This window comes from Nonomuraea sp. MTCD27, assembly GCF_041950495.1.
Classification (GTDB): Bacteria; Actinomycetota; Actinomycetes; order Streptosporangiales; family Streptosporangiaceae; genus Nonomuraea.
Map to the genome: position 1 here is coordinate 396,762 of NZ_JBGNUW010000002.1, position 22,999 is coordinate 419,760.

Genomic DNA, 22,999 nt, shown 5'->3' on the forward strand with positions numbered 1-22,999 from the left:
GGAGAGCCCGTCTTGACCCCCGCGCCCATAGCCGTCGCTCTCGACGCCCCGGACCTGGAGACCGCCGCCCGGTGGGCCGCCCTGGTCACGCCCCATGTCAGCACGGTCAAGGTCGGCCTGGAGCTCTACCTGCGCTACGGCCCCGACGTGATCGCCTCCGTGCGGGGGGCCAGCGGCGTGCGCGTGTTCCTCGACCTCAAGCTGCACGACATCCCCAACACCGTCGCCGGCGCGGCGCGCGCGGTGTCGCGGCTGCGGCCCTCGATCCTCACCGTGCACGCCGCCGGCGGGCGAGCCATGATCAGGGCCGCCGTGGAGGCCGCGCCGCACACCCAGATCGCCGCCGTGACCGTCCTGACCTCCCTGACCGAGGCCGACCTTGACCGCATCGGGCTCGCCGGGCCCGCCGAGGACGCTGTACGCCGCCTGGCGGCGCTGTCGGTCGAGGCGGGCGCCACGGCGCTCGTGTGCTCGCCCAACGAGGTGTCGGCCGTGCGGGCCGAGGTGGGGGAGGGGATCACCCTCATCACGCCCGGTGTGCGGCCCACCGGAGCCGCCACGCAGGACCAGGTGCGCGTGGCCACGCCGGAGCAGGCGCTGGCCGACGGGGCGGACCTGCTGGTCATCGGGCGGCCCATCACGGGCTCGCCGGACCCGGGGGCGACCGCCGCCGCCATCGCCGCCTCACTCCGCCGCGCCTCGTAACGCCCTCGGGAACCTCGGCCGCCTCCGGTCCGCGCCCGCCCGGCTTACCTGCCCGCCCGGACTGCCGCGCCCGCGCGGACCCGGCCGTGGCCGTACGTCACCGCCGCCGCACGAACCCCTCCGGTCGCCCCGCCCACCAGACGGTCACCCGGTGACAGGACGGACCCTCGGAAGTGGACGCGCAGGACACGCCCGGAAGACCCCCGCTCACAAGATCGTAATGCATCCGTGCGGGAGGTCGCGCACCATCGCCGCATCGGGTTTCGGCCCTGGTGCGGGGCGGGTTTCGGACATCGGCCGATGACGGGAATGCGATCATCGTTGCGTTTCGCGACATCGGCGCGAGCCGACGCGCGAAGACGGATGTGAGGGCGATTTGATCAGCGGAATGTGATTTTACGAATACGCAGAGTGATGAAGTGGATTTTGTGGCGAGAGAAACCGCTCTTGACGTTGCTTAGGGGGCGATGACCAGCTAGTTTCCCTTCCCGTCCGAGTACATCGACAGAAATTCGAGGTGACCCGGCGTGGCTCTTCCTCCCCTGACCCCTGAGCAGCGCGCCGCAGCCCTGGAGAAGGCTGCCAAGGCCCGTAAAGAGCGTGCCGAGGTCAAGAACCGGCTCAAGCATGGCGCGGTTTCTCTGGCTGAGGTGCTCAAGGATGGGCAGACCGACGACGTCATCGGCAAGATGAAGGTGTCGGCTTTGTTGGAATCGCTCCCTGGCGTGGGCAAGGTCCGCGCCAAGCAGCTCATGGAGCGGCTTGCCATTGCCGAGTCCCGCCGCGTGCGGGGTCTCGGTGCGAACCAGAGGGCCTCCCTCGAGCGCGAGTTCGGTGGCAACGAGAGCTAATCTCTGTTCCACACGAAATCGCAGGTTCAACGGGGGGTAGGAAGTGACCGACAGGTCCTGGTCCGGCGATGTCAGTGCCCACGAGGCGGTCGGATCGGTAGCGGAGGTCGGCTTCCTGCCCTTGAGCGAAAGGCGGCTGACGGTCCTTTCAGGGCCGTCGGGCGTCGGAAAGTCCACGGTCGTCGCCGAGCTCCGGCGGGCACACCCAGAGGTGTGGCTGTCGGTCTCGGTGACAACCAGGAGGCCCCGGCCCGGTGAGGTCAACGGGGTCCACTACTTCTTCGTCGACGGAGAGGAGTTCGACCGCCTCGTGGAGGCGGGCGAGCTGCTCGAGTGGGCGGAGTTCGCGGGCAACCGCTACGGCACGCCGCGCGAGCCGGTGCTGAAGAAGCTCGCCGACGGCGTGCCGACCCTGCTCGAGATCGACCTCGAGGGAGCCAGGCAGGTACGCCGGAGCATGCCGGAGGCGCTGCTGATCTTCCTGGCCCCGCCCACGTGGGAGGAGCTGGAGAAGCGGCTGCGCGGGCGCGGCACCGAGCCGGAGGAGGTCATCGCGCGCCGGCTGGAGGCCGGACGGATCGAGATGGCCGCCGAGGGCGAGTTCGACCTCACCCTGGTGAACACGAGCGTCCAAGACGTGTGCCATCGGCTGATAGCCTTGATGACTGACCCTCAGGGGGTCACGACAACCACCAACCGAGAGGTCTGACAATCGTGGCAGGCACCACCCCGGCCGCGGAGGGCATCACCAACCCGCCGATCGACGCGCTGCTCGACATCGTCGACAGCAAATACTCCCTGGTGATCATGGGTGCCAAGCGCGCCCGCCAGATCAACGCCTACTACTCCCAGCTCGGCGAGGGCCTGCTGGAATACGTCGGGCCACTGGTCGAGACGCATGCTCAGGAGAAGCCACTGTCCATCGCGCTGCGCGAGGTCTCCGAGGGCCTGCTCAACGCCGAGCCCATCGAAGGCGCGGTCTGACCCCTTCGATGAAGGTCGTCCTGGGCGTCAGCGGCGGCATCGCCGCGTACAAGGCGTGTGAGCTGTTGCGCCTTTTCACCGAGTCCGGCCACGAGGTGCGGGTCGCCCCGACCCGCGAGGCCCTGAAGTTCGTGGGCGCGCCCACCTGGGCCGCCCTGTCGGGCAACCCCGTGTCGGCGGAGGTGTGGGACGACGTTCACGAGGTGCCCCACGTACGGATCGGCAAGAGCGCCGACCTCGTCGTGGTGGCACCGGCGACCGCCGACGTGCTCGCCAGGGCGGCGCACGGCATGGCGGGCGATCTGCTCACCAACACGCTGCTGACGGCCACGTGCCCGGTCGTGTTCGCGCCCGCGATGCACACCGAGATGTGGCAGCACCCCGCCACCCGCGCCAACGTCGCGACGCTGCGCGAGCGGGGAGCCGTCGTGATCGACCCGGCGGTGGGCCGGCTCACCGGCGCCGACACCGGCCCCGGGCGGCTGCCCGACCCCGCCGAGATCTTCCAGGTCTGCCTGCGCGTGTCGCGCGGCCGGCCCCGCGACCTGGCCGGGCGCAAGGTCGTGGTCTCCGCCGGGGGCACCCGCGAGGCCATCGACCCCGTCCGCTACATCGGCAACCGCTCCTCCGGGCTGCAGGGCTACGCCCTGGCCCGCACGGCCGCCGCCCGCGGCGCCGAGGTGACGGTGCTCGCCGCCAACGTCACCCTCCCCGACCCCGCCGGTTCCACGGTGGTGCGGGTGGAGTCCACAGCCGAGCTGCGCGAGGCCGTGCTGGCCGCCTCGGCCGGCGCCGACGTGGTGGTCATGGCCGCGGCGGTGGCCGACTTCCGGCCCGCGACACGCCATGACGCCAAGATCAAGAAGACGGATGGCGAGCCCGAGGCCATCCGGCTGACCAAGAACCCCGACATCCTCGCCGAGCTGGGCGAGCGCCGTCGTGCCGGATCGGCCGGCGCCGTCGGCGGGGCGCGGGCCCAGGTGATCGTCGGGTTCGCGGCCGAGACGCACGACGTGCTCGCCAACGGGCAGGCCAAGCTCGCGCGCAAGGGCTGCGACCTGCTGGTCGTCAACCAGGTGGGGGAGGGGCTGGCGTTCGGCACCCCCGGCAACGCGGCCACCGTGCTGGTGGCGGGCGGCGAGCCGGTGGAGGTGCCGTTCGGGCCCAAGGAGGACCTGGCCGACGCCGTGTGGGACCTGGTGGCCGCCCGTCTCCACTGATTCCCCCGAAACGGTCATTTAGGGGACGCGCTACCCGTATCGCGTACAAAGCGTGCAGAGCCAATTACTCGATCACCTGTTGCAACACCCCCGGACGCCTGCGGATACTTGGGGCAAAGGGGGATGGAATGCCGGTGGGTTCTGCTGTCAGGGATCGTTGTAGAACATTGCTCGGCGACCAAGGGGAGATCCAGTACGTCTTCCCCGCGTTCTCCGCGGGGCCGGCCGGTACGGGGAACTTCCTGATCGTCGTCACCGACTCGGCCATTTCCGTGCTGGCCACCAGGACGCTCAGGATCGATCGGCCGGTGTCGGTGTTCGCCGAGTTCCCGCGCGACACCAGGCTCGGCCCCATCCTGACTGGACACGTACTCGAGCTCGGCTCGATGGTGTTCGAGTTCGATGAGGAGTACGCCGCGGTGGTGTCGGCCGCCGACGCGGAGATCTTCGCGCCGGAGACGCTGCCACCCGACCCCCTGCCCGATCTGTGATGGGAGCCAGATGGTGGACGGTTTCGCGACCGGGCACCGGGTAGGGCTAGACTTCGGCGAGGCCCAGGCATGCCCATCTGCCCCGGGCCTTACATACGTCAGCAGCCGCTGCATGAGGAGCCACTGAGTTGTCACGTCGCCTGTTCACCTCCGAGTCGGTCACCGAGGGCCACCCGGACAAGATCGCCGACCAGATCAGTGACGCGATTCTCGACGCCATGCTCAAGGACGACCCCAAGAGCCGGGTCGCCGTCGAGACGCTGATCACTACCGGCCAGGTCCACGTCGCAGGCGAGGTCACGACCGAGACCTACGTCGACATCCCCGGCGTCATCCGGGAGAAGATCCTGGAGATCGGCTACGACGCCTCCCACAAGGGCTTCGACGGCGCCTCCTGCGGCGTGTCGGTGTCCATCGGCGCGCAGTCGCCCGACATCGCCCAGGGTGTCGACGACGCCTACGAGCACCGCATCGGCGGCGACGCCGACGAGCTCGACCGCCAGGGCGCCGGCGACCAGGGCCTCATGTTCGGCTACGCCTGCCGCGAGACCCCCGAGCTGATGCCGCTGCCGATCACGCTGGCCCACCGCCTGGCCCAGCGCCTGGCCGAGGTGCGCAAGACCGGCAAGGTCCCCTACCTCCGCCCCGACGGCAAGACGCAGGTCACGATCGAATACGACGGCGACACGCCCGTCCGCCTCGACACCGTGGTCGTCTCCACGCAGCACGCGGCCGAGATCGACCTCAAGGAGATGCTGGCGCCCGACATCAAGGAGCACGTGGTCGACCCCGTGCTCGCGGAGCTCGACCCCGACCTCGACACCGAGGGCTACCGCCTGCTGGTCAACCCGACCGGCCGCTTCGAGATCGGCGGCCCGATGGGCGATGCCGGCCTCACCGGCCGCAAGATCATCATCGACACCTACGGCGGCATGGCCCGCCACGGTGGCGGCGCCTTCTCCGGCAAGGACCCGTCCAAGGTCGACCGCTCGGCCGCCTACGCGATGCGCTGGGTCGCCAAGAACGTCGTCGCCGCCGGGCTCGCCGACCGGTGCGAGGTCCAGGTGGCGTACGCGATCGGCAAGGCCCAGCCGGTCGGCCTGTTCGTGGAGTGCTTCGGCACCGAGAAGCTGGCGGTGGAGAAGATCCAGGACGCCGTGCTGCAGGTGTTCGACCTGCGCCCGGCCGCGATCATCCGCGACCTCGACCTGCTGCGCCCGATCTACTCGGAGACCGCCGCCTACGGGCACTTCGGCCGCGAGGGCTTCTCCTGGGAGTCCACCGACCGCGCCGAGGCCCTCAGGACCGCCGCCGGCCTCTGACGGCTCCCCCCGGACCGGCCCGACCTGGCCGGTCCGGGAGCTCACCTGCCCGGTGCCGCCATGCTCCACCTGAGCGGCGGCGCCGGCTTCGGCGTTCCCCGGGGATGGCCTTCGCGGGTGTCCGCGGTGACGCCCTGCTGGAAAGCCGTGGCGGCGCCCGGTCGGTGCACCGCCGCTCCCGCCACCTCGCCGTCCCCTCCCACGGGCCGCCCCTCTCCACGGACCTCAGCGGGGCGGGCGTGGTGACGTGCGGAAAGCGGGGCCGGCCGGGAGGCGTGCCGTCCCGTGACGCCCGCACTCCGGATCCGAGGGTGTGGTGCCCGGAGGCCGGGTGCGCGGCTCTCGGGCAGCGGGCGTGGCCGGGCGTGGGGGTCTGGTAGACGTTATGCGTGACCGACTCCTCCGACGACGCCCTCCTGCCGCTCGAAGCCGTGCGGCCCGCGACGTCGTCGAAGGACACCAAGGGCGCCGTCGTCCCCGCCCCCGACAATCCGGTGGCGCGGGTGGCCGTGGACAGCCCGCTGCCGCACCTCGACCGCCTCTTCGACTACCTGGTCCCGGCCGCCCTGCACGAGACGGCCGAGCCGGGCGTGCGCGTGCGGGTGCGCTTCGCGGGCAAGCTCGTCGACGGGTTCCTGCTGGAGCGGGCGGCCGGGAGCGACCACGAGGGCAAGCTCACCCCGCTCGAACGCGTGGTGTCGCCCGAGCAGGTGCTGACCCCGGAGATCGTGGGCCTGGCCAGGGCGGTCGCCGACCGCTACGCCGGCACCCTGGCCGACGTGCTGCGCCTCGCCGTCCCGCCCCGCCACGCCAAGGCCGAGGCGGAGCCGCCCAAGGAGGACCCGCCGGGCGAACCTGCCGAACCGGCCACGAGCGCCTGGGCGGCGTACCCGACCGGCCCTTCCTTCCTCGACGCCCTGCGCGCCGGCCGCGCGCCCCGGGCCGTGTGGTCGGCGCTGCCCGGCGGCGGCGGTTGGGCGGACGCCATGGCCGAGGCGGTGCGCGCCACGCTGGACGGCGGCAGGGGAGCGGTGGTCGTGGTCCCCGACGGCAAGGACGTCGCGCTGGCCGACGCCGCGTTCGGGCGGCTGCTCGGCCCCGGCAGGCACGTGGCGCTCACGGCGGACCTGGGCCCGGCGGAGCGGTACAGACGGTGGCTGAAGGTGCTGAGAGGCCAGGTGCGCGCCGTTGTCGGCACCAGGGCCGCCATGTTCGCCCCCGTCTCCGGGCTCGGCCTGGTGGCCATCTGGGACGACGGAGACGACCTGCACGCCGAGCGCCTGGCCCCCTACCCGCACGCCCGCGAGGTGCTGGGGCTGCGGGCCCACCGGACCGGCGCGGGGATGCTGATCGGCGGCTACGCGCGTACCGCCGAGGCCACCCAGCTCGTCGCCACCCGGTGGGCCAGGCCCATCGTGGCCGCCCGCACGACGATCAGGAGCCTGGCCCCCCGCGTACACCCCGCCGGCGAGGACGCCGAGCTGGCCAAGGACCAGGCCGCCCGGCAGGCCCGCCTGCCCAGCATCGCCTGGCGGGCCCTGCGCCACGGGCTGGAGAGCGGCCCGGTGCTGGTGCAGGTGCCCAGGCGCGGCTACCTGCCCGCCCTGGCCTGCGGGCACTGCCGCACCCCCGCCCGCTGTGTCCTGCCGCCCACCCGGACGGCCCCCCGGGTCCCGGAGGCGGACGGCCAGGCCGAGGTCCAGCTGAGCGGTCAGGCCGAGGCCCAGCTGAGCGGCCAGGACGAGAGCCGGCTGCTGTGCCACGGGCCGCTCGCGCTCAGGGGCGGCCACGCGGCCCCCTACTGCCGCTGGTGCGGCCGGGTGGACGCCGGCTGGCGGTGCCCGTCCTGCGGCAGCCCCCGGCTGCGCGCGGTGGTCACCGGCGCCAGGCGTACGGCGGAGGAGCTCGGCCGCGCCTTCCCCGCCACCCATGTGCGCACCTCCGGCCGCGACGGCGTCCTGGCCACCGTGCCCGCCACCCGCGCGCTGGTCGTCGCCACGCCGGGCGCCGAGCCGGTGGCGGAGGGCGGCTACGCGGCGGCCGTGCTGCTGGACGGGTGGGCCCTGCTCGGCCGGGCGGACCTGCGGGCGGCCGAGGAGACGGTACGCCGGTGGATGAACGCCGCCGCCCTTCTCCGCCCCGCCGCCGAGCTGGTGGTGCTCGGTGACGCCGCGCTGCCCCCCGTACAGGCCCTGCTCAGGTGGGACCCGGTCACCCACGCGGAGCGCGAGCTCGGCGACCGCGCCGAGCTGGGGTTCCCGCCCGCGGTGCGGATGGCGACGCTGACCGGCGCCGCGAGCGCGGTCAGGCAGATGCTCGACGAGGTACGCCTCCCGCCCGACGCCCAGGTGCTCGGCCCCGTACCGGTGGACGAGTCGGGTCAGGAACGCGCCATGATCCGGGTACGCCGGGCCGGCGGCGCGGCGCTGGCCGCCGCGCTCAAAGGTGCCAGTGGGGTGCGTGCGGCGCGTAAGACGCCAGATGTCGTGAGGGTGAGTGTCGACCCTCTCGACCTGATTTAGACCGTTTCCCCGATTCGCTCATCCGTGGGCCAGCCGTTAGCGTGCCCCTGTGTCGATCGAATGGGTGAACCGGGCCATCGACGACCTGCGTGCTTGGGGCCGCGCGCGGGAAGTCGAGGTGGACGCGGACGAGGTCCGCCTGCTCTGCGACTACGCCAGCGACTACCTCAACGTCAACGAACTGGGTGATTTCACTCCGGAGACCTTCGACGAGCTGCTGCTGTCCATCTACCCGCGCAAGGTCATCGCCCCTCCGGAGAGCGCGCCGGAGACCGTCGCCGCCGCCCGCACGTTCGTCGACTACCTCAGCGAGGCGGGCCGGGTGAGCCAGGGCACGGTGACGCGGATGCGCGAGCGGCTCGACGACATCGCGGTCCGCATGCCCGAGGCCCTAGCCGACCCGGCGAACTTCGGCATGGCCAAGAGCCTGTTCAGCTCCATCGGCCCCGAGTCGCTCGAGCAGTCGATCGCCATCCCCTCCGGCGAGCTGCCCGACCTGGGCGAGGCGCCCTGCGACTGTCCCGGGTGCACCCCGCTGCCCGCCGTACGGCTGGCCGCGCCCGACGACCTGCGCGCCGCGCTGAAGAGCGTGCCGATGCTGGCCGAGCAGCCGCTGCCCGGCGAGGAGGACCCGCTGGCCGCCTGGGCGGCACGCGTAACCCACGTGATCGAGGAGGACACCGGCGGCACGATCACCGGCTCCGCGGAGCTCGACGAGGGCCTCTACGACCTGTTCGACATGCTCTACCGCCTCCAGGTGCGGGTGCCCGTCACCGTGATCGCCGAATACCTCGGCGAGATCGCCGGCGACGGCGAGATCGACCTGGTCGACGTGCTCGGGCGGCTGGAGTGGTGCGGCATGATCCGGGTCACCGGCGACACCGCGGAGCTCACGCCGCCCGCCGTCTGGGCGCTGCGCGAGCACTACCTCTCCCTGGGCGTCGACGCCCCCCAGGCCCCCGACCTGGCCGAGGGCGACGCGCGCGGGCTCATCGAGGGGCTGCTCGAAGGCGTGCCGACCGAGCTCGCCGAGGACGACATCAGCCGTTGGCTGGCCGGCCGGGGGCCCGGCGAGGCCGCCGCCGAGCTGCTGGCCGCCGCCTCCGGCGCGCCCGCCGTGGCCCGTGGCATCGCCATCACCATCGTCGACCGGCTCGGCGCCGAGGCCGAGCCCGAGGTGCGCGCCTACCTCGAGGACGACGAGCTGCGGCCGCACGCCATCCACTGGCTGGCCGCCAGGAGGCTGCCCGCGCCGCCGCTCACCCAGGACGAGCTGCTCTGGGTCAGCGTCGACATGCTGGCCCTGGCCATGCCCGCGGCCGAGGAGGACCCCGAGATCTTCGCCGAGAACATGGCCGCCTCCGGTCCGACCGCCCACATGATCGAGGAGATGTGGCGGGTCGACCACCCCGACGTGGTAGAGGTTCTCGAACTGCTCGGACGCTCCATCACCGACGGCACGGTCGCCAAGGCGGCGCGCAAGGCCGCGTTCAAAGCCCGGTCCCGAGCCATCCGTTGAGTACGCTCCTGTGACCGCTGTGCAGTAAGTTTCGTGGGTGGCAAACAATGTCTTCGACCTCGCCGAGCTGCGCAAGCTGATCGATGAGCAGGCCGCCGTGCCGCCACGGCCCCCTGAGGAGACTCCCGTGGAGCATGAGGCGCTGACGTTCCCACCGGTCCTGCTGGCGCCCGACGCGGAGCTCGCCAGGGCGGTGCCCGCCGTGCCTCTCGTGGCCGACGCCATCAGGCTCAGCACCTGGACGGGCAACCGCCAGGTGACCCCTCAGGGACACCTGGCGGACGCCGACGCCGCGGCGGCGGCCGAGGAGCTCGGCCTGCCCGCCGCCCGGCTCCGCCTGATCTGGATCGTCGCCGTCAACACCGGGCTGTTGCAGATCCTCGGCGGCCGGGCCTCCCGGGGGCCGCTGTCGATGCGGCTCACGGTCGAGGCCACGCTGGAGTTCTGGGACGGCGTGGTCATGGACGTGCTCGACCGCGCCGACGAGGGGCTGACCGGCTCGGCCGTGGTGGACGGCCACCTGGCCGAGATGCTGGCCACGATCTATTCCGTACGTTCGGGCGTCGCCACCGCCAACCTCGCCCGCGGCATCCTCCAGTCCCACGAGGTCGCCTGCGCCCCCGGCCCCGTCGAGATGCGCAAGATCGCCGCCGCGCTGCCCGCCGAGCTCCTCGAGGCGCTGTCGCTGCTGACCTACTGCGGCCTGGTCGAGCAGACCGCCGCGGGTCGCACCGCGCTCACCCCGCTCGGCGTCTGGGCCGTCCGCCGCGACCTGCTGCGCGAGGGCCACGACGCGCCGACCACCGCGGAGGTGGAGGTGTTCGCCGACCTGTCCGCGGCCGAGCTGGTGGAGGCGCTGGTCAAGGGCGCCGCCACGCAGAGCGCCGTGGCCGGGTGGCTGGAGCGCCGCTCGCCCGAGTCGGCCGCCCGCGACCTGATCGAGATCGCCGCGTCCGGCACGGCCGGCCAGCGCGGCGCGGTGGGCGCGATCCTGGAGGAGCTGGGCCCGGAGGCCGAGGCCCCCGTCAGGCAGGCCCTCGACGACCCGCTCATGCGCCGCTACGCCGCCTCCTGGCTGCACATCCGCGACCTCCAGGCCCCGACGCTCAGCCCCGAGGACCACACCTGGATCGCGGTCGACTCCCTGGCCGCGCTCATGCACCTGTCGGGCGCCGCCGCCGGCCGGCTCGACACGCCGGAGCCGGGCGAAGACCTGATCAAGCTGGTCGGGGAGATGCCCGCGGTCGGCCACCCCGACACGATCGCCGTGCTCGACATGCTCGCCACCGCCCACGACGACCAGGCCGTGGTCAAGGCGGCGCGCAAGGCCGCGATGAAGGCCCGCTCGCTGGAGCACGCGCGGCCGCACACGGCGGGCCGCGGCCGCTGACGGGCCGATGGGGGGTCCCTACCTACACTAAACTTGGCTGATCCACGCTTGAGAAACGGAGTGACCCCCTTGGCGATCCAGTCGATCCGGCTGTTCGGAGACCCGGTGCTGCGCACCCCGGCGGCCCCGGTCGTCGACTTCGACAAGGAGCTCCGCAAACTGGTCAAAGACCTCACCGACACGATGATGGACGCCCCGGGCGCGGGCCTGGCGGCCCCGCAGATCGGCGTCGGGCTGCGGGTGTTCACCTACTACGTGGACGACCAGCTCGGCCACCTGATCAACCCCGACCTCGACCTCTCGCCGGAGCTAGACGAGGAGGGCGAGGAGGGCTGCCTGTCCTTCCCCGGCCTGTCCTTCCCGACGCCGCGCGCCGTCCGCGCCGTGGCCAAGGGCTTCGACATGTACGGCGAGCCGGTCACGCTGGAGGGCACCGACCTCATGGCCCGGTGCTTCCAGCACGAGACCGACCACCTCGACGGCGTCCTGTTCATCGACCGGATGGACCCCAAGCAGCGCAAGCTGGCCATGAAGGCCGTGCGCGAGGCGGAGTGGAGCGGCCTGGCCGCCCCCGTGTTCAAGGTCTCGCCCCACGCCACCGGTGGAAAGGCACTCTGAGAGCATGCGTCTGGTCTTCGCGGGCACACCCGAGACGGCTCTGCCGTCGCTGCGCACCCTGATCGACTCCCCCCGGCACGACGTCGTGGCGGTCGTCACCCGTCCCGACGCCCAGTCCGGCCGGGGCCGCAAGGTCCACCCGTCGCCGGTGGCCGCGCTCGCGGAGGAGGCGGGCATCGAGGTGCTGCGCCCGCAGAAGGCCGGCGAACCGGAGTTCCTCGACCGGCTGCGCGCCCTGGAGCCCGACTGCTGCCCGGTGGTGGCCTACGGTGCGCTGCTGCCGCAGTCGGCCCTCGACGTGCCTCGGCACGGCTGGATCAACCTGCACTTCTCCATCCTGCCCGCCTGGCGCGGGGCCGCCCCCGTCCAGCATGCGATCCTGCACGGCGACGAGATCGGCGGGGCGACGACGTTCCAGATCGTCAAGGAGTTGGACGCCGGGCCCGTCTACGGCGTGGTGACGGAGGAGATCCACACCTCCGACACGAGCGGATCGCTGCTGGAGCGGCTGTCGATCTCGGGGGCCGGGCTGCTGGCCGCCACCCTCGACGGTGTCGAGGACGGCACCCTGGAGGCCCGGCCGCAACCGGCCGACGGCATCACCATCGCCCCCAAGATCTCCGTCGCGGACGCCCGCGTCGACTGGACCAAGCCCGCCCTGCACGTCGACCGGCTGATCCGGGCCTGCACGCCCGGCCCCGGGGCCTGGACCGACTTCCGGGGGCAGCGGGTGAAGGTGGGGCCGGTGCGGATGGTCCCGGGTGAGCGCCTGGCACCCGGGGAGATCGCCACCACGAAGACGACGGTGCTGGTCGGGACGGCCACCGACGCGGTGGAGCTGGGCGAGGTGCAGCCGCAGGGCAAGCGGTTGATGGGGGCCGGGGAGTGGGCTCGCGGGGTTCGCCCAGAGGGTAAAGAGGTCTTCAAGTGACTGAGCGTGTTGATCTTGTTTCGGACAGTAATATCGACGCCATGACTCTCACCAGTAGCGAAGCGCTCGCTCTTTCGAAGCGGATGGACAGCCTCCGCCAGGACCAGGACGCCTACATGCTGACGCTCTGCGATGTGCGCGACGAGTGTCGCGGCATCAAGGGCGACGTGCGGCGGATGGATCGCCGCCTGGCGAAGGTGGAGGGCAAGGTCGACCGGATCGAGCAGAAGGCCGACAAGGCTCTCGGGCTCACCGTGCAGCTCGGTCAGAAGTTCGACGGCCTGAGCGGCCGATTCGACGGCCTGGACAGCCGGGTCGCGGTCCTCGAAGGCGACGTGGCCGAGCTCAAGACGGACGTCGCGGTGCTCAAGACGGACGTCGCGGTGCTCAAGACGGACGTCGCGGTGCTCAAGACGGACGTCGCGGTGCTCAAGACAGATGTCAGCGAGCTCAAGACCGATGTCAGGGAGCTGAAGTCGGATGTCAGCGAGCTCAAGACCGGCATGGTCGACGTCAAGGCGCTCCTCGGTCATGTGCTCGACAGGTTGCCACCCAAGGCGTGAGTGAAAGTTTGAGGGGATGAAGACCAGGGGGCACCAGGGGGCCAACGGCAGAGGCGGCGAGGGCCGTGCTCCGAGGCCGCGGAAACCGGCGCGGGATCCCGCGCGCAACGCGGCCTTCGACGTCGTGCGGGCGGTGGACGAGCGCGACGCGTACGCCAACCTGCTTCTGCCGCGCCTCCTTCGTGAGCGTGGCATCAAGGGGCGCGATGCCGCGCTCGCGACCGAGCTCGCGTACGGGACGCTGCGCGGGCTCGGGACCTACGACGCCATCATCGAGATGTGCAGCGACCGCGCGCCCGACCCGGACGTGCGCGACGCCCTGCGGCTCGGCGCCCACCAGCTTCTGCGCATGCGCGTGCCCCCGCACGCGGCCGTCGGCACCACCGTCGATCTCGTACGCCTGCGCATCGGTGCCGGTGCCGCCAAGTTCGTCAACGCGGTGCTGCGCAAGATCGGCTCCAGGACGCTCGAGGAATGGGTGCCCATCGTCGCGCCCGACCCGGCCGACGACCCCGTCGGGCACCTCGCCGTCGCCTACGGTCACCCCCGGTGGATCGTCTCCGCCTTCCGCGACGCCCTGGGCGGGCCGGGCGAGCTGGCCGACCTGCTCGACGCCGACAACGCCCGCCCGCTGGTCACGCTGGTCGCGCGGCCGGGACGCAGCTCGGTGGAGGAGCTCGAGGACTCGGGGGCCATGCCGGGCCGCTACTCGCCGTACGCGGCATACCTGCGCGAAGGCGATCCCGGGCAGATCGAGGCGGTGGCCGAGACACGTGCCGCCGTTCAGGACGAGGCCAGCCAGCTGGTGGCGCTCGCCCTGACCCGCGTGCCGGTCGACGGGGACGGTGACGAGCTGTGGCTGGACATGTGCGCGGGGCCCGGCGGCAAGGCGGGGCTCCTGGACGCCATCGCCGTCCATGGTGACCTGGCCGCGCTTGACCACGAAGCCGGCCGCCGCACCGCCGAGCCCGCACCGCCGGAAGGAGCGGCGAGGGCTTCCGCTGTCGACGCTTTTCCGGGTGGGGCGCGGTTGGTGGCCGCCGACGTTCAGTATCACCGGGCGCGGCTGGTCTGGGAGACCACCAGGGACGCGTCGGTGGTCACCGTGGACGGGACCGAGCCTGCCTGGCGGCCGGGCGTGTTCGACCGGGTCATGCTCGACGCGCCCTGCACCGGGCTCGGCGCGCTGCGGCGGCGGCCCGAGGCGCGCTGGCGGCGCGATCCGGCCGGGATCGCCGAGCTGGGCAAGCTGCAGCGGCGCCTGCTCGACACGGCGCTGGACGCCGTGCGCCCCGGCGGCGTCGTGGCCTACGTCACGTGCTCTCCGCACCTGGCCGAGACGCGGGTGGTGGTCGGCGATCTGATGGCGCGCAGGAACGACCTCGAGCAACTCGATGCCCGCGACTACCTGCCCGAGGTGGACGAGCTCGGCGACGGGCCGCACGCCCAGTTCTGGCCGCACCGGCACGGCACCGACGCCATGTTCCTGGCCTTGCTCCGCAAACGCCCCTGACGCTGGGCCGGCGGGGCGTGGGAGCCTGCGGGGCCTGATCGCGGTCTGCGGTCCTGGCTTGAATTGCGGGCCTGGCCGCCTGACGGTGCTCTTGGGCGTGATCGTGGTTCTGGGTCTGATTCTGGTTCTGCGTCTGGTCTGGGTCGGGGTCGCACTTGGGGCGGTGCATGTGGTCCGATCGACGGCGTGGACTTTCTGGATGACCTTCACCTGGCGGAGCTGGAGCCGATCGTCTGGCTCCAGGGGTGGCCCGATGCCGTCCGTCCCGTGCTGGAGCTGGTGTCGGTGTTCGGCACGGACACGTTCTTCCTGCTCTGCCTGCCCCTCCTCTACTGGTGCGTCAATCCGGCGCTCGGCCTGCGTCTCGGTTTCGTCGTCCTGCTGGCCGCCGCCACGAACGCGATCGGCAAGTTCGCCGCCCACCAGCCCAGGCCGTACTGGATCGACGCGAGGATCCACCCGTTCTCCATCGAGGGAGCCTTCGGGCTCCCGTCCGGGCATGCCCAGATCGGCACCGCCGCCCTGGGGCGGCTGGCGGTGGCGGTGGGCAGGCCGTGGGCGTGGTGGGTGGCGGGGGTGCTCGTCGGGCTGGTGTGCCTGAGCCGGGTGTACCTGGGGGTGCACTTCATCTCCGACGTGGTGGCCGGTGTGTTGCTCGGGGTGGCCGTGCTGTGGCTGGTGAGCAGGCTGGAGCGGCCCGCACTGGCCTGGTGGCGGCGGCAGGCCCTGTGGGCGCAGCTCGCCGCCTCCGTGGCGCTGTCCGGCGCGCTGCTCGGGGTCGCCGCGCTGGCCAACGCACCGTACGCCGGCTGGGCCCCGCCGCAGAGCTGGAGCTCGGCGGGCGCGATCGATCCGGAGAGCCTGGACACGATCGTCACCATGTCGGGCGTGCTGCTCGGCACGCTGGCCGGGACGTCGGTCATGTACCGGCTGGGCTGGTTCGACGCTGGCGGGCCGCTCGGCGTGCGTGCCGCCCGCTGGGCGCTCGGCACGGTGGTGGCGGTGCTCATCTGGTACGCCGAGCGCGAAGCGCTGCCCCAGACGGCGGCGGCGACGTACGCGGGGTACGCGCTGCTGGCACTCTGGGTGCAGGTGGGCGCGCCCGTGCTGTTCATCCGGCTCGGGCTGATGGACCGGGCGAAGCAGCCGCAGCCCGTTCACGAATCGTCCCGGGCGATGCGGCGGCGGGATCATCACTAGACTTGGGGAATCATGGCCGTACAGATCTCGCCCAGCATCCTCGCCGCCGACTTCGCCAGGCTCGCCGACGAGGCCGCCGCCGTGCCCAACGCCGACTGGCTGCACGTCGACGTCATGGACTACCACTTCGTGCCCAACCTGACCCTTGGGCTGCCCGTGGTGGAGGCGCTGCGCAAGGCGACCGACACCCCGCTCGACTGCCATCTCATGATCGCCGACCCCGACCGCTGGGCGCCGCAGTACGCGGAGGCCGGGGCGGGCAGCGTCACCATTCACGCGGAGGCGGCCAAGGCGCCGATCCGTACGCTGCGGGAGATCCGCTCCCTCGGCGCCAGGGCCGGCCTCGCGCTCAACCCCGCCACGGCCGTGGAGCCGTACGAAGACCTGCTCGGCGAGGTCGACATGCTGCTGCTGATGACCGTGGAGCCGGGGTTCGGCGGGCAGAAGTTCCTCGACGTCGTGCTGCCGAAGGTCCGGCGGGCGCGTGAGCTCATCGGGCGGCACGGCGGGCGGATCTGGCTGCAGGTCGACGGGGGAGTCGACGCGGGCACCATCGAGCGCTGCGCCGAGGCGGGGGCCGACGTGTTCGTGGCGGGCAGCGCCGTCTACGGGGCCTCCGATCCGGTGGCCGCCATCGACGCCCTCAGAGCCGCCGCCAATCACGCCATTTCCTGACATGAACCCCCCATCACCTGGGTAACTATTCACTTATGGGTGACCATGGGATCTTTGGGCCCCGTTCGGTGACGTGGCGGGTGATGGGCGAGCCGATCCTGCTGGTGGGCGGCATCCGCGCGTTGCTGATGCAGGGGCTGCATCCGAGGGCGATGCGCGGCGTGCTGCAGAACTCCGCGCTCATGGATCCGCAGGAGGCGTGGTCGCGGTTCGTCCGGACCACCGAGTTCGTACGCGTACGCACCTACGGAACGCACGCCGAGGTCGAGCGCGCCGGCCGCCGCGTACGCAAGATCCACGCCAAGCTGACCGCCCACGACCCCGACACCGGCGTCACCTTCCACCTCGACGACCCCGACGCGCTGCGCTGGGTGCACGTGGGGGAGGTGGACTCGTACCTGTCGGTCGCCCGCCGCGCCGGAGTGCGGCTGACGGACGACGAGGCGGACACGTTCGTGGCGGAGTGGCAGCGGGCGGCCGAGGTGGTCGGGCTGGCTCCCGATGATGTGCCCGGCTCGGTCGCCGAGCTGCGCGACTACATCGACGCCGAACGCCCGGGGCTGCGCTTCGTCCCCGAGGCCGCCCACCCGCTGCGCATGTCGCTCAACGCCCCGCTCCCGCGCCTGCTGACCCCGCTCAAGCCCGCGATGCCGGCGCTGACGCTTCTCGCGTTCGCCACGCTGCCGCGCTGGGCGAGACGGCTGTACGGGCTGCCCGCCACGCCGGTCGGCGACCTGTGGGCCACGGCGACGCTGCGCACCCTGCACACCGGGATCGGCCTGGTCCCGGGGCATGTCCGCTACAGCCCGGCGGCCCGTCGCGCGCACCGGCTGATGGCCGCCTGAAGCGAGCGCTTGGTCAAGTTGGGAGGGGCGGTCGCATGCTCGGTTCGGGGCATGGCAAACTGGTAGCGAAAGAGAGCTAGCGTGCTCCGGGGTCGGTGAAAGTCCGAACCGGCGGTGACAGTCCGCGACCCGGCCGATGCCATCGGCCGGTTGACTCGGTGAAATTCCGGGACCGACGGTTAAAGTCCGGATGGGAGGAAGCGCGCGAGGTGTCCGGTGTCCCAGCCGGGCGCCTGCCGTGGTGCATCTGTGCATCATGGCGAATCCCCCGGGGCCCGCCGTGGCTTAGAGCTACTGGCGAGTAGGAGACCCGGGGTGGAGATACCCGCGCAGGACGCCGCCCACATGGCGCGCGCCGTCGAGCTGGCCGGACACGGACATGGCACCACCAGCCCCAACCCCGTGGTCGGCTGCGTCGTGCTCGACGCCGACGGGCGGGTCGCGGGCGAGGGCTTCCACGCGTACGCGGGCGGGCCGCACGCCGAGGTGGTCGCGCTCGCGCAGGCCGGCGAGCGGGCCAGGGGCGGCACCGCCTACGTGACGCTCGAGCCCTGCGACCACACCGGCCGGACGGGGCCGTGCAGCCGTGCCCTGCTGGAGGCCGGGGTGGCGCGCGTGGTGATCGCGGTGCCCGACCCCAACCCGAAGGCGGCGGGCGGTGCGGCGCGGCTGCGGGCCCACGGCGTCGCCGTCACGTCCGGGGTCCTCACCGAGGCCGCGGAGCGGGTCAACGAGGAGTGGCTGACGTACGCGCGGCTCGGGCGACCCCACGTGACCTGGAAGTTCGCCGCGACGCTGGACGGCAGGTCGGCGGCCGAGGACGGCACCAGCAAGTGGATCACCTCGCCGGAGGCCAGGGCCGACGTGCACCGGCTCCGGGCGGCCTCCGACGCGATCGTGGCCGGCATCGGCACGGTGCTGGCAGACGACCCCCACCTCACGGCCCGCCCGGGCTCTGCGTACAACCCCGGCCTCGTGGCCCGTTCGGCCGCCGAGTACGACGCCCGCCCCACGGCTCCTGGCCGCGACACACCCGGAGTGCGCGGCAGTACGGGTGCGGGCGGCCACGTTCTTGAAGCGGGAGCGGGTGACGAAGCCCCGGTAGCGGTTGCGCGTGGTGACGTGCCTGGAGTGCGCGACGTCCCGGGCACAGGACCCGATGGCGCAGGGCCTGACGGCGCTCGGCCTGACGGCGCTCGGCTTGACGGCGCTCGGCTTGACGGCGCACGGCTTGACGGCGCGGGGCGCGAGGGCGCCGGGGTGGGGCGTTGGGGTGCCGGGGGCGGCAGCTTGGTCTCGGACGCCGGGTTCGGCGTGACCGGTGGCAGTTCCGGTTCGCCGGGGGCGGTGGTGCGGGGGCCGCTGCGGGTCGTGGTCGATCCGTCCGCCAGGACGCCCCAGGACGCCCGGGTCCTCGACGACCAAGCCCCCACCCTCGTCGCCGTGGCCGACGACGTCGACACCGACCTCAAGGCCGACCTCCTGCGCCTGCCCCGCCACGACGGCGGCGGTCTCGACCTGCACGCCCTGCTCCGCGAGCTGGCGGCGCGAGGGGTCGTGAGCGTGTTCCTGGAGGGCGGCCCGACGCTGGCGGGCGCGTTCGTCGAGCAGGGGCTGGTCGATCGCGTGGTGGCGTACCTGGCGCCGGCGTTGCTGGGGTCCGGGCGGGCCGCGCTCGGCGCGGCCGGGGTGCGGACGATCGGCGAGCTCCATCACCTGAAATTTGACGAGATTTCCCCCATCGGGCCGGATGTACGGCTGATTGCCCGGCCCACCACACAACCAGGCAGGGAGAAGTGATGTTCACCGGAATCATTGAGGAGAAGGGCGAAGTGGTGGCCATCGACCAGGCGGGCGGTGGCGCTCTGCTGTCGGTGCGCGGCCCGGTCGTCACCTCCGACGCCAAGCATGGTGACTCGATCGCGGTCAACGGCGTGTGCCTCACGGTCGTGGAGGTCAAGGGCGACGTCTTCACGGTCGATGTGATCAGGGAGTCGCTCGACCGCAGCTCCCTGGGCGACCTCTCCGAGGGCTCGGCGGTGAACCTGGAGCGGGCCGTACGCGCCGACCAGCGCCTCGGCGGTCACATCGTGCAGGGCCACGTGGACGGCACCGCCGTCCTGCTGTCGCGCGACCCCGGCGAGAACTGGGACGACCTGCGGTTCTCGCTGTCCGAGGCGCTGAGCCGCTACGTCGCGGAGAAGGGCTCGATCGCGATCGACGGAATCAGCCTGACGGTCACGACGGTTGACGACGACAGCTTCGGCGTGAGTCTCATCCCGACCACGCTGAAGCTCACCACCATGGGCGAACGCCAGGTGGGCGACGTGGTGAACATCGAGGTCGACGTGATCGCGAAGTACGTTGAAAGGCTGGTGGTCAGGCAGTGAACTGGGCCAACGCCGGATTTGAGATATTCGGCACGCACGTGCTCTGGACCGACCTGGTGGGCAACATCGCCGCCCTGTCGACGGTCCTGCTGGCCATGCGCAAGTCGATGTGGACGTGGCCGGTGCAGCTCGCCGGCTCGGTGCTGCTGTTCGTCGCCTCGATCAACGCCCACATCACCGGGAACGCGCTCAAGCAGGCGCTGTTCGCGGCCCTGGCGGTGTACGGGTGGTGGGCGTGGCGGCGCGGCACCCAGGACGGCAAGCAGCTGGCCGTGCGCCCCGCCCAGTGGCGGGAGCGGTCGCTGCTGATCGGCGTCATGCTGGTGGGCACGGCCGTGGTCGGGGTGCTGTTCTACGTCACCGGCCTGTCGTGGGGCGCTCACGAGCCGCTGCCGAAGGGCGCGTTCCTGGTGGCCGCCGACGCCTACATCTTCGTCGGCAGCGCGGTGGCCACGTGGGCGCAGGGCAGGGCGCTGGTGGACTTCTGGATGGTGTGGGTGGCCGTGGACCTGGTCGGGGTGCCGCTGGCGTTCAGCTCGGGCCTGGTGGTCTCCGGCTACGTCTACGGCATCTTCTTCGTCCTGGTCATCATCGGGTTCGTGAAGTGGCTGCGCGAATACCGCACCTCCTCCCTCGGCCTGGCGGTGGCGCAATGAGCGACATCAAGCTCGACCCGATCGAGCGCGCCATCGAGGACATGCGCGCCGGCAAGCCCGTGGTGGTGGTCGACGACGAGAACCGGGAGAACGAGGGCGACCTCATCTTCGCCGCGGCCAAGGCCACGCCGGAGCTGTGCACGTTCACGATCCGGCACACCAGCGGCATGATCTGCGTGGCGATGGAGGGCAAGGAGCTCGACCGGCTCGGCCTGCCGCTCATGGTCTTCCACAACAAGGAGCGCATGCGCACGGCGTACACGATCACCGTGGACGCCCGCGACGGCGTTACGACGGGCATCTCGGCGGCCGACCGGGCCAGGACGATCCGCACGCTGGCCGACTCGGCCACCGAGCCCAACGAGCTCGTCCGCCCGGGGCACATCTTCCCGCTGCGCTACCACGAGGGCGGCGTGCTGGCCCGGCGCGGCCACACCGAGGCGGCCGTGGACCTGGCCAGGCTGGCCGGGCTGTCGGCGGCCGGCGCGCTGGCCGAGGTGGTCAACGACGACGGCACCATGGCCAGGCTGCCCGAGCTGCGCCGCTTCGCCGACGAGCACGACCTGGCCCTGGTCTCCATCGAGCAGCTCGTCGACTACCGCCGGCGGGCCGAGAGCATGGTCACCAGGGTCGCCGAGACGCGGCTGCCGAACGCGTACGGGATGTGGCGGGCGTACGGCTACGCCAGCGCGCTCGACGGCGGCGAGCACGTCGCGCTGGTCCTCGGCGACCTGGCCGGAGGCGAGAACATCCTGGTCAGAGCCCACTCCGAATGTCTGACCGGCGACGTGTTCGGCTCGCTGCGCTGCGACTGCGGGGTGCAGCTCGACCACGCCATGGCGGCCGTCGCGCAGGAGGGCCGCGGCGTGATCGTCTACCTGCGCGGCCACGAGGGCCGGGGGATCGGGCTGCTGGCCAAGCTGAAGGCGTACAGCCTGCAGGACAACGGCAGCGACACCGTGGACGCCAACGTGGAGCTGGGGCTGCCGGTGGACGCGCGGGAGTTCTCCAACGCGGGGCAGATCCTGGCCGACCTCGGCGTCAAGTCGGTGCGGCTGCTCACCAACAACCCGGCCAAGCTCAAGGGCATGGACGGCTACGGCATCAAGGTCCTCGGCCGCGAGGCGATGCCCGTGGCCATGAACCCGTACAACGAGCGTTACCTCAAGGCCAAGCGCGATCGCCTGGGCCACGACATCTCGGAGGCGTCATGAGTGGGGAAGGACGGCCGGGCGTCGCGGCGCCGGACGCGTCGGGGCTGACGGTGGGGGTCGTGGCGGCCAGCTGGCACGCCAAGATCACCGACCAGCTGGTGTCGCGGGCCGTGCAGGCGTGCGACGACAGCGGCGCCACGGCGACGGTGGTGCGGGTGCCGGGCTCGCTGGAGATCCCGGTGGTCGCCCAGGCGCTGGCCCGCCGCTGTGACGCGGTGGTGGCCCTGGGCGCGGTCATCCGCGGCGACACCGCGCATTTCGACTACGTCTGCGACTCGGTGACGTCGGGCCTGACCCGGATCTCGCTGGACGAGGAGACGCCGGTCGGCAACGGCGTGCTCACGTGCGAGACCATGGACCAGGCACTCGACCGCTCGGGTCTGCCAGGGAGCAAGGAGGACAAGGGTTACGAGTCGGCCATCGCCGCGCTCGAGACCGCACTCCTCCTGAGAGACCTCGGCTGACCTACGGTAGGTTTCCCTCGTGTCAGAGCCCGTGTCCCCTCCGCCCCTGCCCGTCACCTGGCGCCCTCGCCGGGGACGGTTCGTCGCCTACGGCTTCGCCGTGCTGATCGTGCTGGGGGCGGTGGTGATGGCGATCTTCATCGCCCAGCCGTTCCAGCTGGCCGACCGGGTGGCGATCGTGGCCTTCGGGGGCGGGGTGGCGTGGGTGCTGCATCTGCTGGGCCGGGTGCGGGTGGAGGCCGACGAGAAGGGCCTCACGGTCGTCAACGCCGTCCGCACCCACCGCTACTCGTGGCCGGAGATCCTGGACGTCACGCTGCTGGTGGGCGACCCGTGGCCGCGGATCGACTTCTCCGACGGGCACACCGTCGGGGCCATGGGGATCCAGGGCTCGGAGAAGGCCCGCGCCCGCCGGGCCACGGCCGAACTGCGGGCCCTGATCCGGGAGCGCGGGGAGGCGCGCGAGGGTTAGCCGGGCTCGGGGAAGAGCTCGTCCACCGTGTCGACCGTGAGGATGCGGATCAGCCATGCCTGCAGGATGTCGAGGTCCTCGCAGGCGGAGATGGCTTCGCGCTGCTCGCGGCTGATCCAGAGGAAGCGTGACTGCAGGGCGACGTCGATCGCCCGGCGCGCTGCGGTGATCTTGCTCTGCTGCCGGGCTTCCGGGGACACGGGATAGCGGTCCCAGGGCTCCGGCGTGCTGAACTGCGCGGACATCAGTTCTCGCCGAGGACTTCGGCCGTCGTGGTGGCCGTGGCGGCGTACACGGTCATCATTCCTCCAGGTGGTGGCGGACGTGGTCATGGAGCTGTGTGCGAAGGAAGCCGTGGGAGAAGAGGCGGGGCATCAGCTTCTTCTCGGGCAAGGCGTGGGGGCATGCCTTGTTCGTCCTCTCGTTCGGTGAGCGTAAGCTTACAGTTCGTGAC

The 22,999-nt window shown here is 72.0% G+C and carries 24 protein-coding genes and 1 riboswitch; of the genes, 23 read left to right on the forward strand and 1 reads right to left on the reverse strand.

Features of this window, described 5'->3' with window-relative positions:
* Positions 1-12 precede the first annotated feature (12 nt).
* The 23 genes from pyrF to ACBJ59_RS06475 all read left to right on the forward strand — a co-directional run bounded on the left by pyrF (position 13) and on the right by ACBJ59_RS06475 (position 22,545).
* Positions 13-705: an orotidine-5'-phosphate decarboxylase gene (pyrF, locus tag ACBJ59_RS06365; RefSeq protein ID WP_375109225.1), complete on the forward strand. Its 693-nt coding sequence runs from the start codon at positions 13-15 to the stop codon at positions 703-705.
* 527 nt (positions 706-1,232) lie between these two features.
* Positions 1,233-1,556 (forward strand): integration host factor, actinobacterial type, encoded by a 324-nt coding sequence (gene mihF, locus ACBJ59_RS06370; RefSeq protein ID WP_020541698.1) that lies wholly within the window; start codon positions 1,233-1,235, stop codon positions 1,554-1,556.
* 115 nt (positions 1,557-1,671) lie between these two features.
* Positions 1,672-2,265 carry a guanylate kinase gene (gene gmk, locus ACBJ59_RS06375; protein WP_364134994.1) on the forward strand — a complete coding sequence of 198 codons (594 nt, stop codon included), beginning with the start codon at positions 1,672-1,674 and terminating at the stop codon, positions 2,263-2,265.
* Between the two features lie 5 nt (positions 2,266-2,270).
* A complete protein-coding gene (gene rpoZ / locus ACBJ59_RS06380; RefSeq protein ID WP_043638590.1) occupies positions 2,271-2,540 on the forward strand; it encodes a DNA-directed RNA polymerase subunit omega in 270 nt (89 codons plus the stop codon).
* An 8-nt stretch (positions 2,541-2,548) separates the two neighbouring features.
* A complete protein-coding gene (coaBC, locus tag ACBJ59_RS06385; RefSeq protein ID WP_375109226.1) occupies positions 2,549-3,760 on the forward strand; it encodes a bifunctional phosphopantothenoylcysteine decarboxylase/phosphopantothenate--cysteine ligase CoaBC in 1,212 nt (403 codons plus the stop codon).
* Positions 3,761-3,888: 128 nt separating this feature from the next.
* Positions 3,889-4,251 carry a hypothetical protein gene (locus ACBJ59_RS06390; protein ID WP_375109227.1) on the forward strand — a complete coding sequence of 121 codons (363 nt, stop codon included), beginning with the start codon at positions 3,889-3,891 and terminating at the stop codon, positions 4,249-4,251.
* Between the two features lie 128 nt (positions 4,252-4,379).
* Positions 4,380-5,573, forward strand: coding sequence for a methionine adenosyltransferase (metK, locus tag ACBJ59_RS06395; protein ID WP_364134946.1), 1,194 nt, complete (start codon positions 4,380-4,382; stop codon positions 5,571-5,573).
* Positions 5,574-5,962: 389 nt separating this feature from the next.
* The gene (locus ACBJ59_RS06400; protein WP_375109228.1) at positions 5,963-8,095 is read left to right on the forward strand and encodes a primosomal protein N'; all 2,133 of its coding nucleotides are present in this window, start codon (positions 5,963-5,965) and stop codon (positions 8,093-8,095) included.
* A 49-nt stretch (positions 8,096-8,144) separates the two neighbouring features.
* Positions 8,145-9,614, forward strand: a complete 1,470-nt coding sequence (locus ACBJ59_RS06405) for a hypothetical protein (protein WP_375109229.1) — start codon at positions 8,145-8,147, stop codon at positions 9,612-9,614.
* Positions 9,615-9,651: 37 nt separating this feature from the next.
* Positions 9,652-11,004, forward strand: coding sequence for a hypothetical protein (locus tag ACBJ59_RS06410; RefSeq protein ID WP_375109230.1), 1,353 nt, complete (start codon positions 9,652-9,654; stop codon positions 11,002-11,004).
* A gap of 69 nt (positions 11,005-11,073) precedes the next feature.
* Positions 11,074-11,622 (forward strand): peptide deformylase, encoded by a 549-nt coding sequence (gene def, locus ACBJ59_RS06415; RefSeq protein WP_375109231.1) that lies wholly within the window; start codon positions 11,074-11,076, stop codon positions 11,620-11,622.
* Positions 11,623-11,626: 4 nt separating this feature from the next.
* The gene (gene fmt / locus ACBJ59_RS06420; RefSeq protein WP_375109232.1) at positions 11,627-12,553 is read left to right on the forward strand and encodes a methionyl-tRNA formyltransferase; all 927 of its coding nucleotides are present in this window, start codon (positions 11,627-11,629) and stop codon (positions 12,551-12,553) included.
* Positions 12,550-13,116 (forward strand): PspA/IM30 family protein, encoded by a 567-nt coding sequence (locus ACBJ59_RS06425; RefSeq protein ID WP_375109233.1) that lies wholly within the window; start codon positions 12,550-12,552, stop codon positions 13,114-13,116. The genes fmt and ACBJ59_RS06425 overlap by 4 nt, the downstream gene beginning before the upstream one ends.
* A gap of 16 nt (positions 13,117-13,132) precedes the next feature.
* On the forward strand, positions 13,133-14,629 hold the full coding sequence (locus ACBJ59_RS06430; RefSeq protein ID WP_375109234.1) for an RsmB/NOP family class I SAM-dependent RNA methyltransferase: 1,497 nt from the start codon (positions 13,133-13,135) through the stop codon (positions 14,627-14,629).
* A 186-nt stretch (positions 14,630-14,815) separates the two neighbouring features.
* The gene (locus ACBJ59_RS06435) at positions 14,816-15,829 is read left to right on the forward strand and encodes a phosphatase PAP2 family protein (RefSeq protein ID WP_375109235.1); all 1,014 of its coding nucleotides are present in this window, start codon (positions 14,816-14,818) and stop codon (positions 15,827-15,829) included.
* Positions 15,830-15,841: 12 nt separating this feature from the next.
* Positions 15,842-16,504, forward strand: a complete 663-nt coding sequence (rpe, locus tag ACBJ59_RS06440) for a ribulose-phosphate 3-epimerase (RefSeq protein WP_375109236.1) — start codon at positions 15,842-15,844, stop codon at positions 16,502-16,504.
* Between the two features lie 83 nt (positions 16,505-16,587).
* The gene (locus ACBJ59_RS06445) at positions 16,588-17,349 is read left to right on the forward strand and encodes an oxygenase MpaB family protein (protein ID WP_375109237.1); all 762 of its coding nucleotides are present in this window, start codon (positions 16,588-16,590) and stop codon (positions 17,347-17,349) included.
* A 77-nt stretch (positions 17,350-17,426) separates the two neighbouring features.
* Positions 17,427-17,557, forward strand: a riboswitch (FMN riboswitch).
* Between the two features lie 107 nt (positions 17,558-17,664).
* Entirely contained in the window at positions 17,665-19,149 is a 1,485-nt protein-coding gene (ribD, locus tag ACBJ59_RS06450; RefSeq protein WP_375109238.1) for a bifunctional diaminohydroxyphosphoribosylaminopyrimidine deaminase/5-amino-6-(5-phosphoribosylamino)uracil reductase RibD, read from the forward strand.
* Positions 19,149-19,739, forward strand: a complete 591-nt coding sequence (locus ACBJ59_RS06455) for a riboflavin synthase (RefSeq protein WP_375109239.1) — start codon at positions 19,149-19,151, stop codon at positions 19,737-19,739. Before ribD ends, ACBJ59_RS06455 begins: the two co-directional genes overlap by 1 nt.
* Entirely contained in the window at positions 19,736-20,395 is a 660-nt protein-coding gene (locus tag ACBJ59_RS06460) for a nicotinamide riboside transporter PnuC (RefSeq protein ID WP_375109240.1), read from the forward strand. The genes ACBJ59_RS06455 and ACBJ59_RS06460 overlap by 4 nt, the downstream gene beginning before the upstream one ends.
* Entirely contained in the window at positions 20,392-21,609 is a 1,218-nt protein-coding gene (locus tag ACBJ59_RS06465; RefSeq protein WP_375109241.1) for a bifunctional 3,4-dihydroxy-2-butanone-4-phosphate synthase/GTP cyclohydrolase II, read from the forward strand. The genes ACBJ59_RS06460 and ACBJ59_RS06465 overlap by 4 nt, the downstream gene beginning before the upstream one ends.
* Positions 21,606-22,073: a 6,7-dimethyl-8-ribityllumazine synthase gene (gene ribH / locus ACBJ59_RS06470; RefSeq protein ID WP_364134904.1), complete on the forward strand. Its 468-nt coding sequence runs from the start codon at positions 21,606-21,608 to the stop codon at positions 22,071-22,073. Before ACBJ59_RS06465 ends, ribH begins: the two co-directional genes overlap by 4 nt.
* Before the next feature lie 19 nt (positions 22,074-22,092).
* The gene (locus tag ACBJ59_RS06475) at positions 22,093-22,545 is read left to right on the forward strand and encodes a PH domain-containing protein (RefSeq protein ID WP_375109242.1); all 453 of its coding nucleotides are present in this window, start codon (positions 22,093-22,095) and stop codon (positions 22,543-22,545) included.
* Here ACBJ59_RS06475 and ACBJ59_RS06480 read toward each other — a convergent pair.
* Positions 22,542-22,790: a hypothetical protein gene (locus ACBJ59_RS06480; RefSeq protein WP_364118383.1), complete on the reverse strand. Its 249-nt coding sequence runs from the start codon at positions 22,788-22,790 to the stop codon at positions 22,542-22,544. The genes ACBJ59_RS06475 and ACBJ59_RS06480 overlap by 4 nt on opposite strands.
* Positions 22,791-22,999 lie beyond the last annotated feature (209 nt).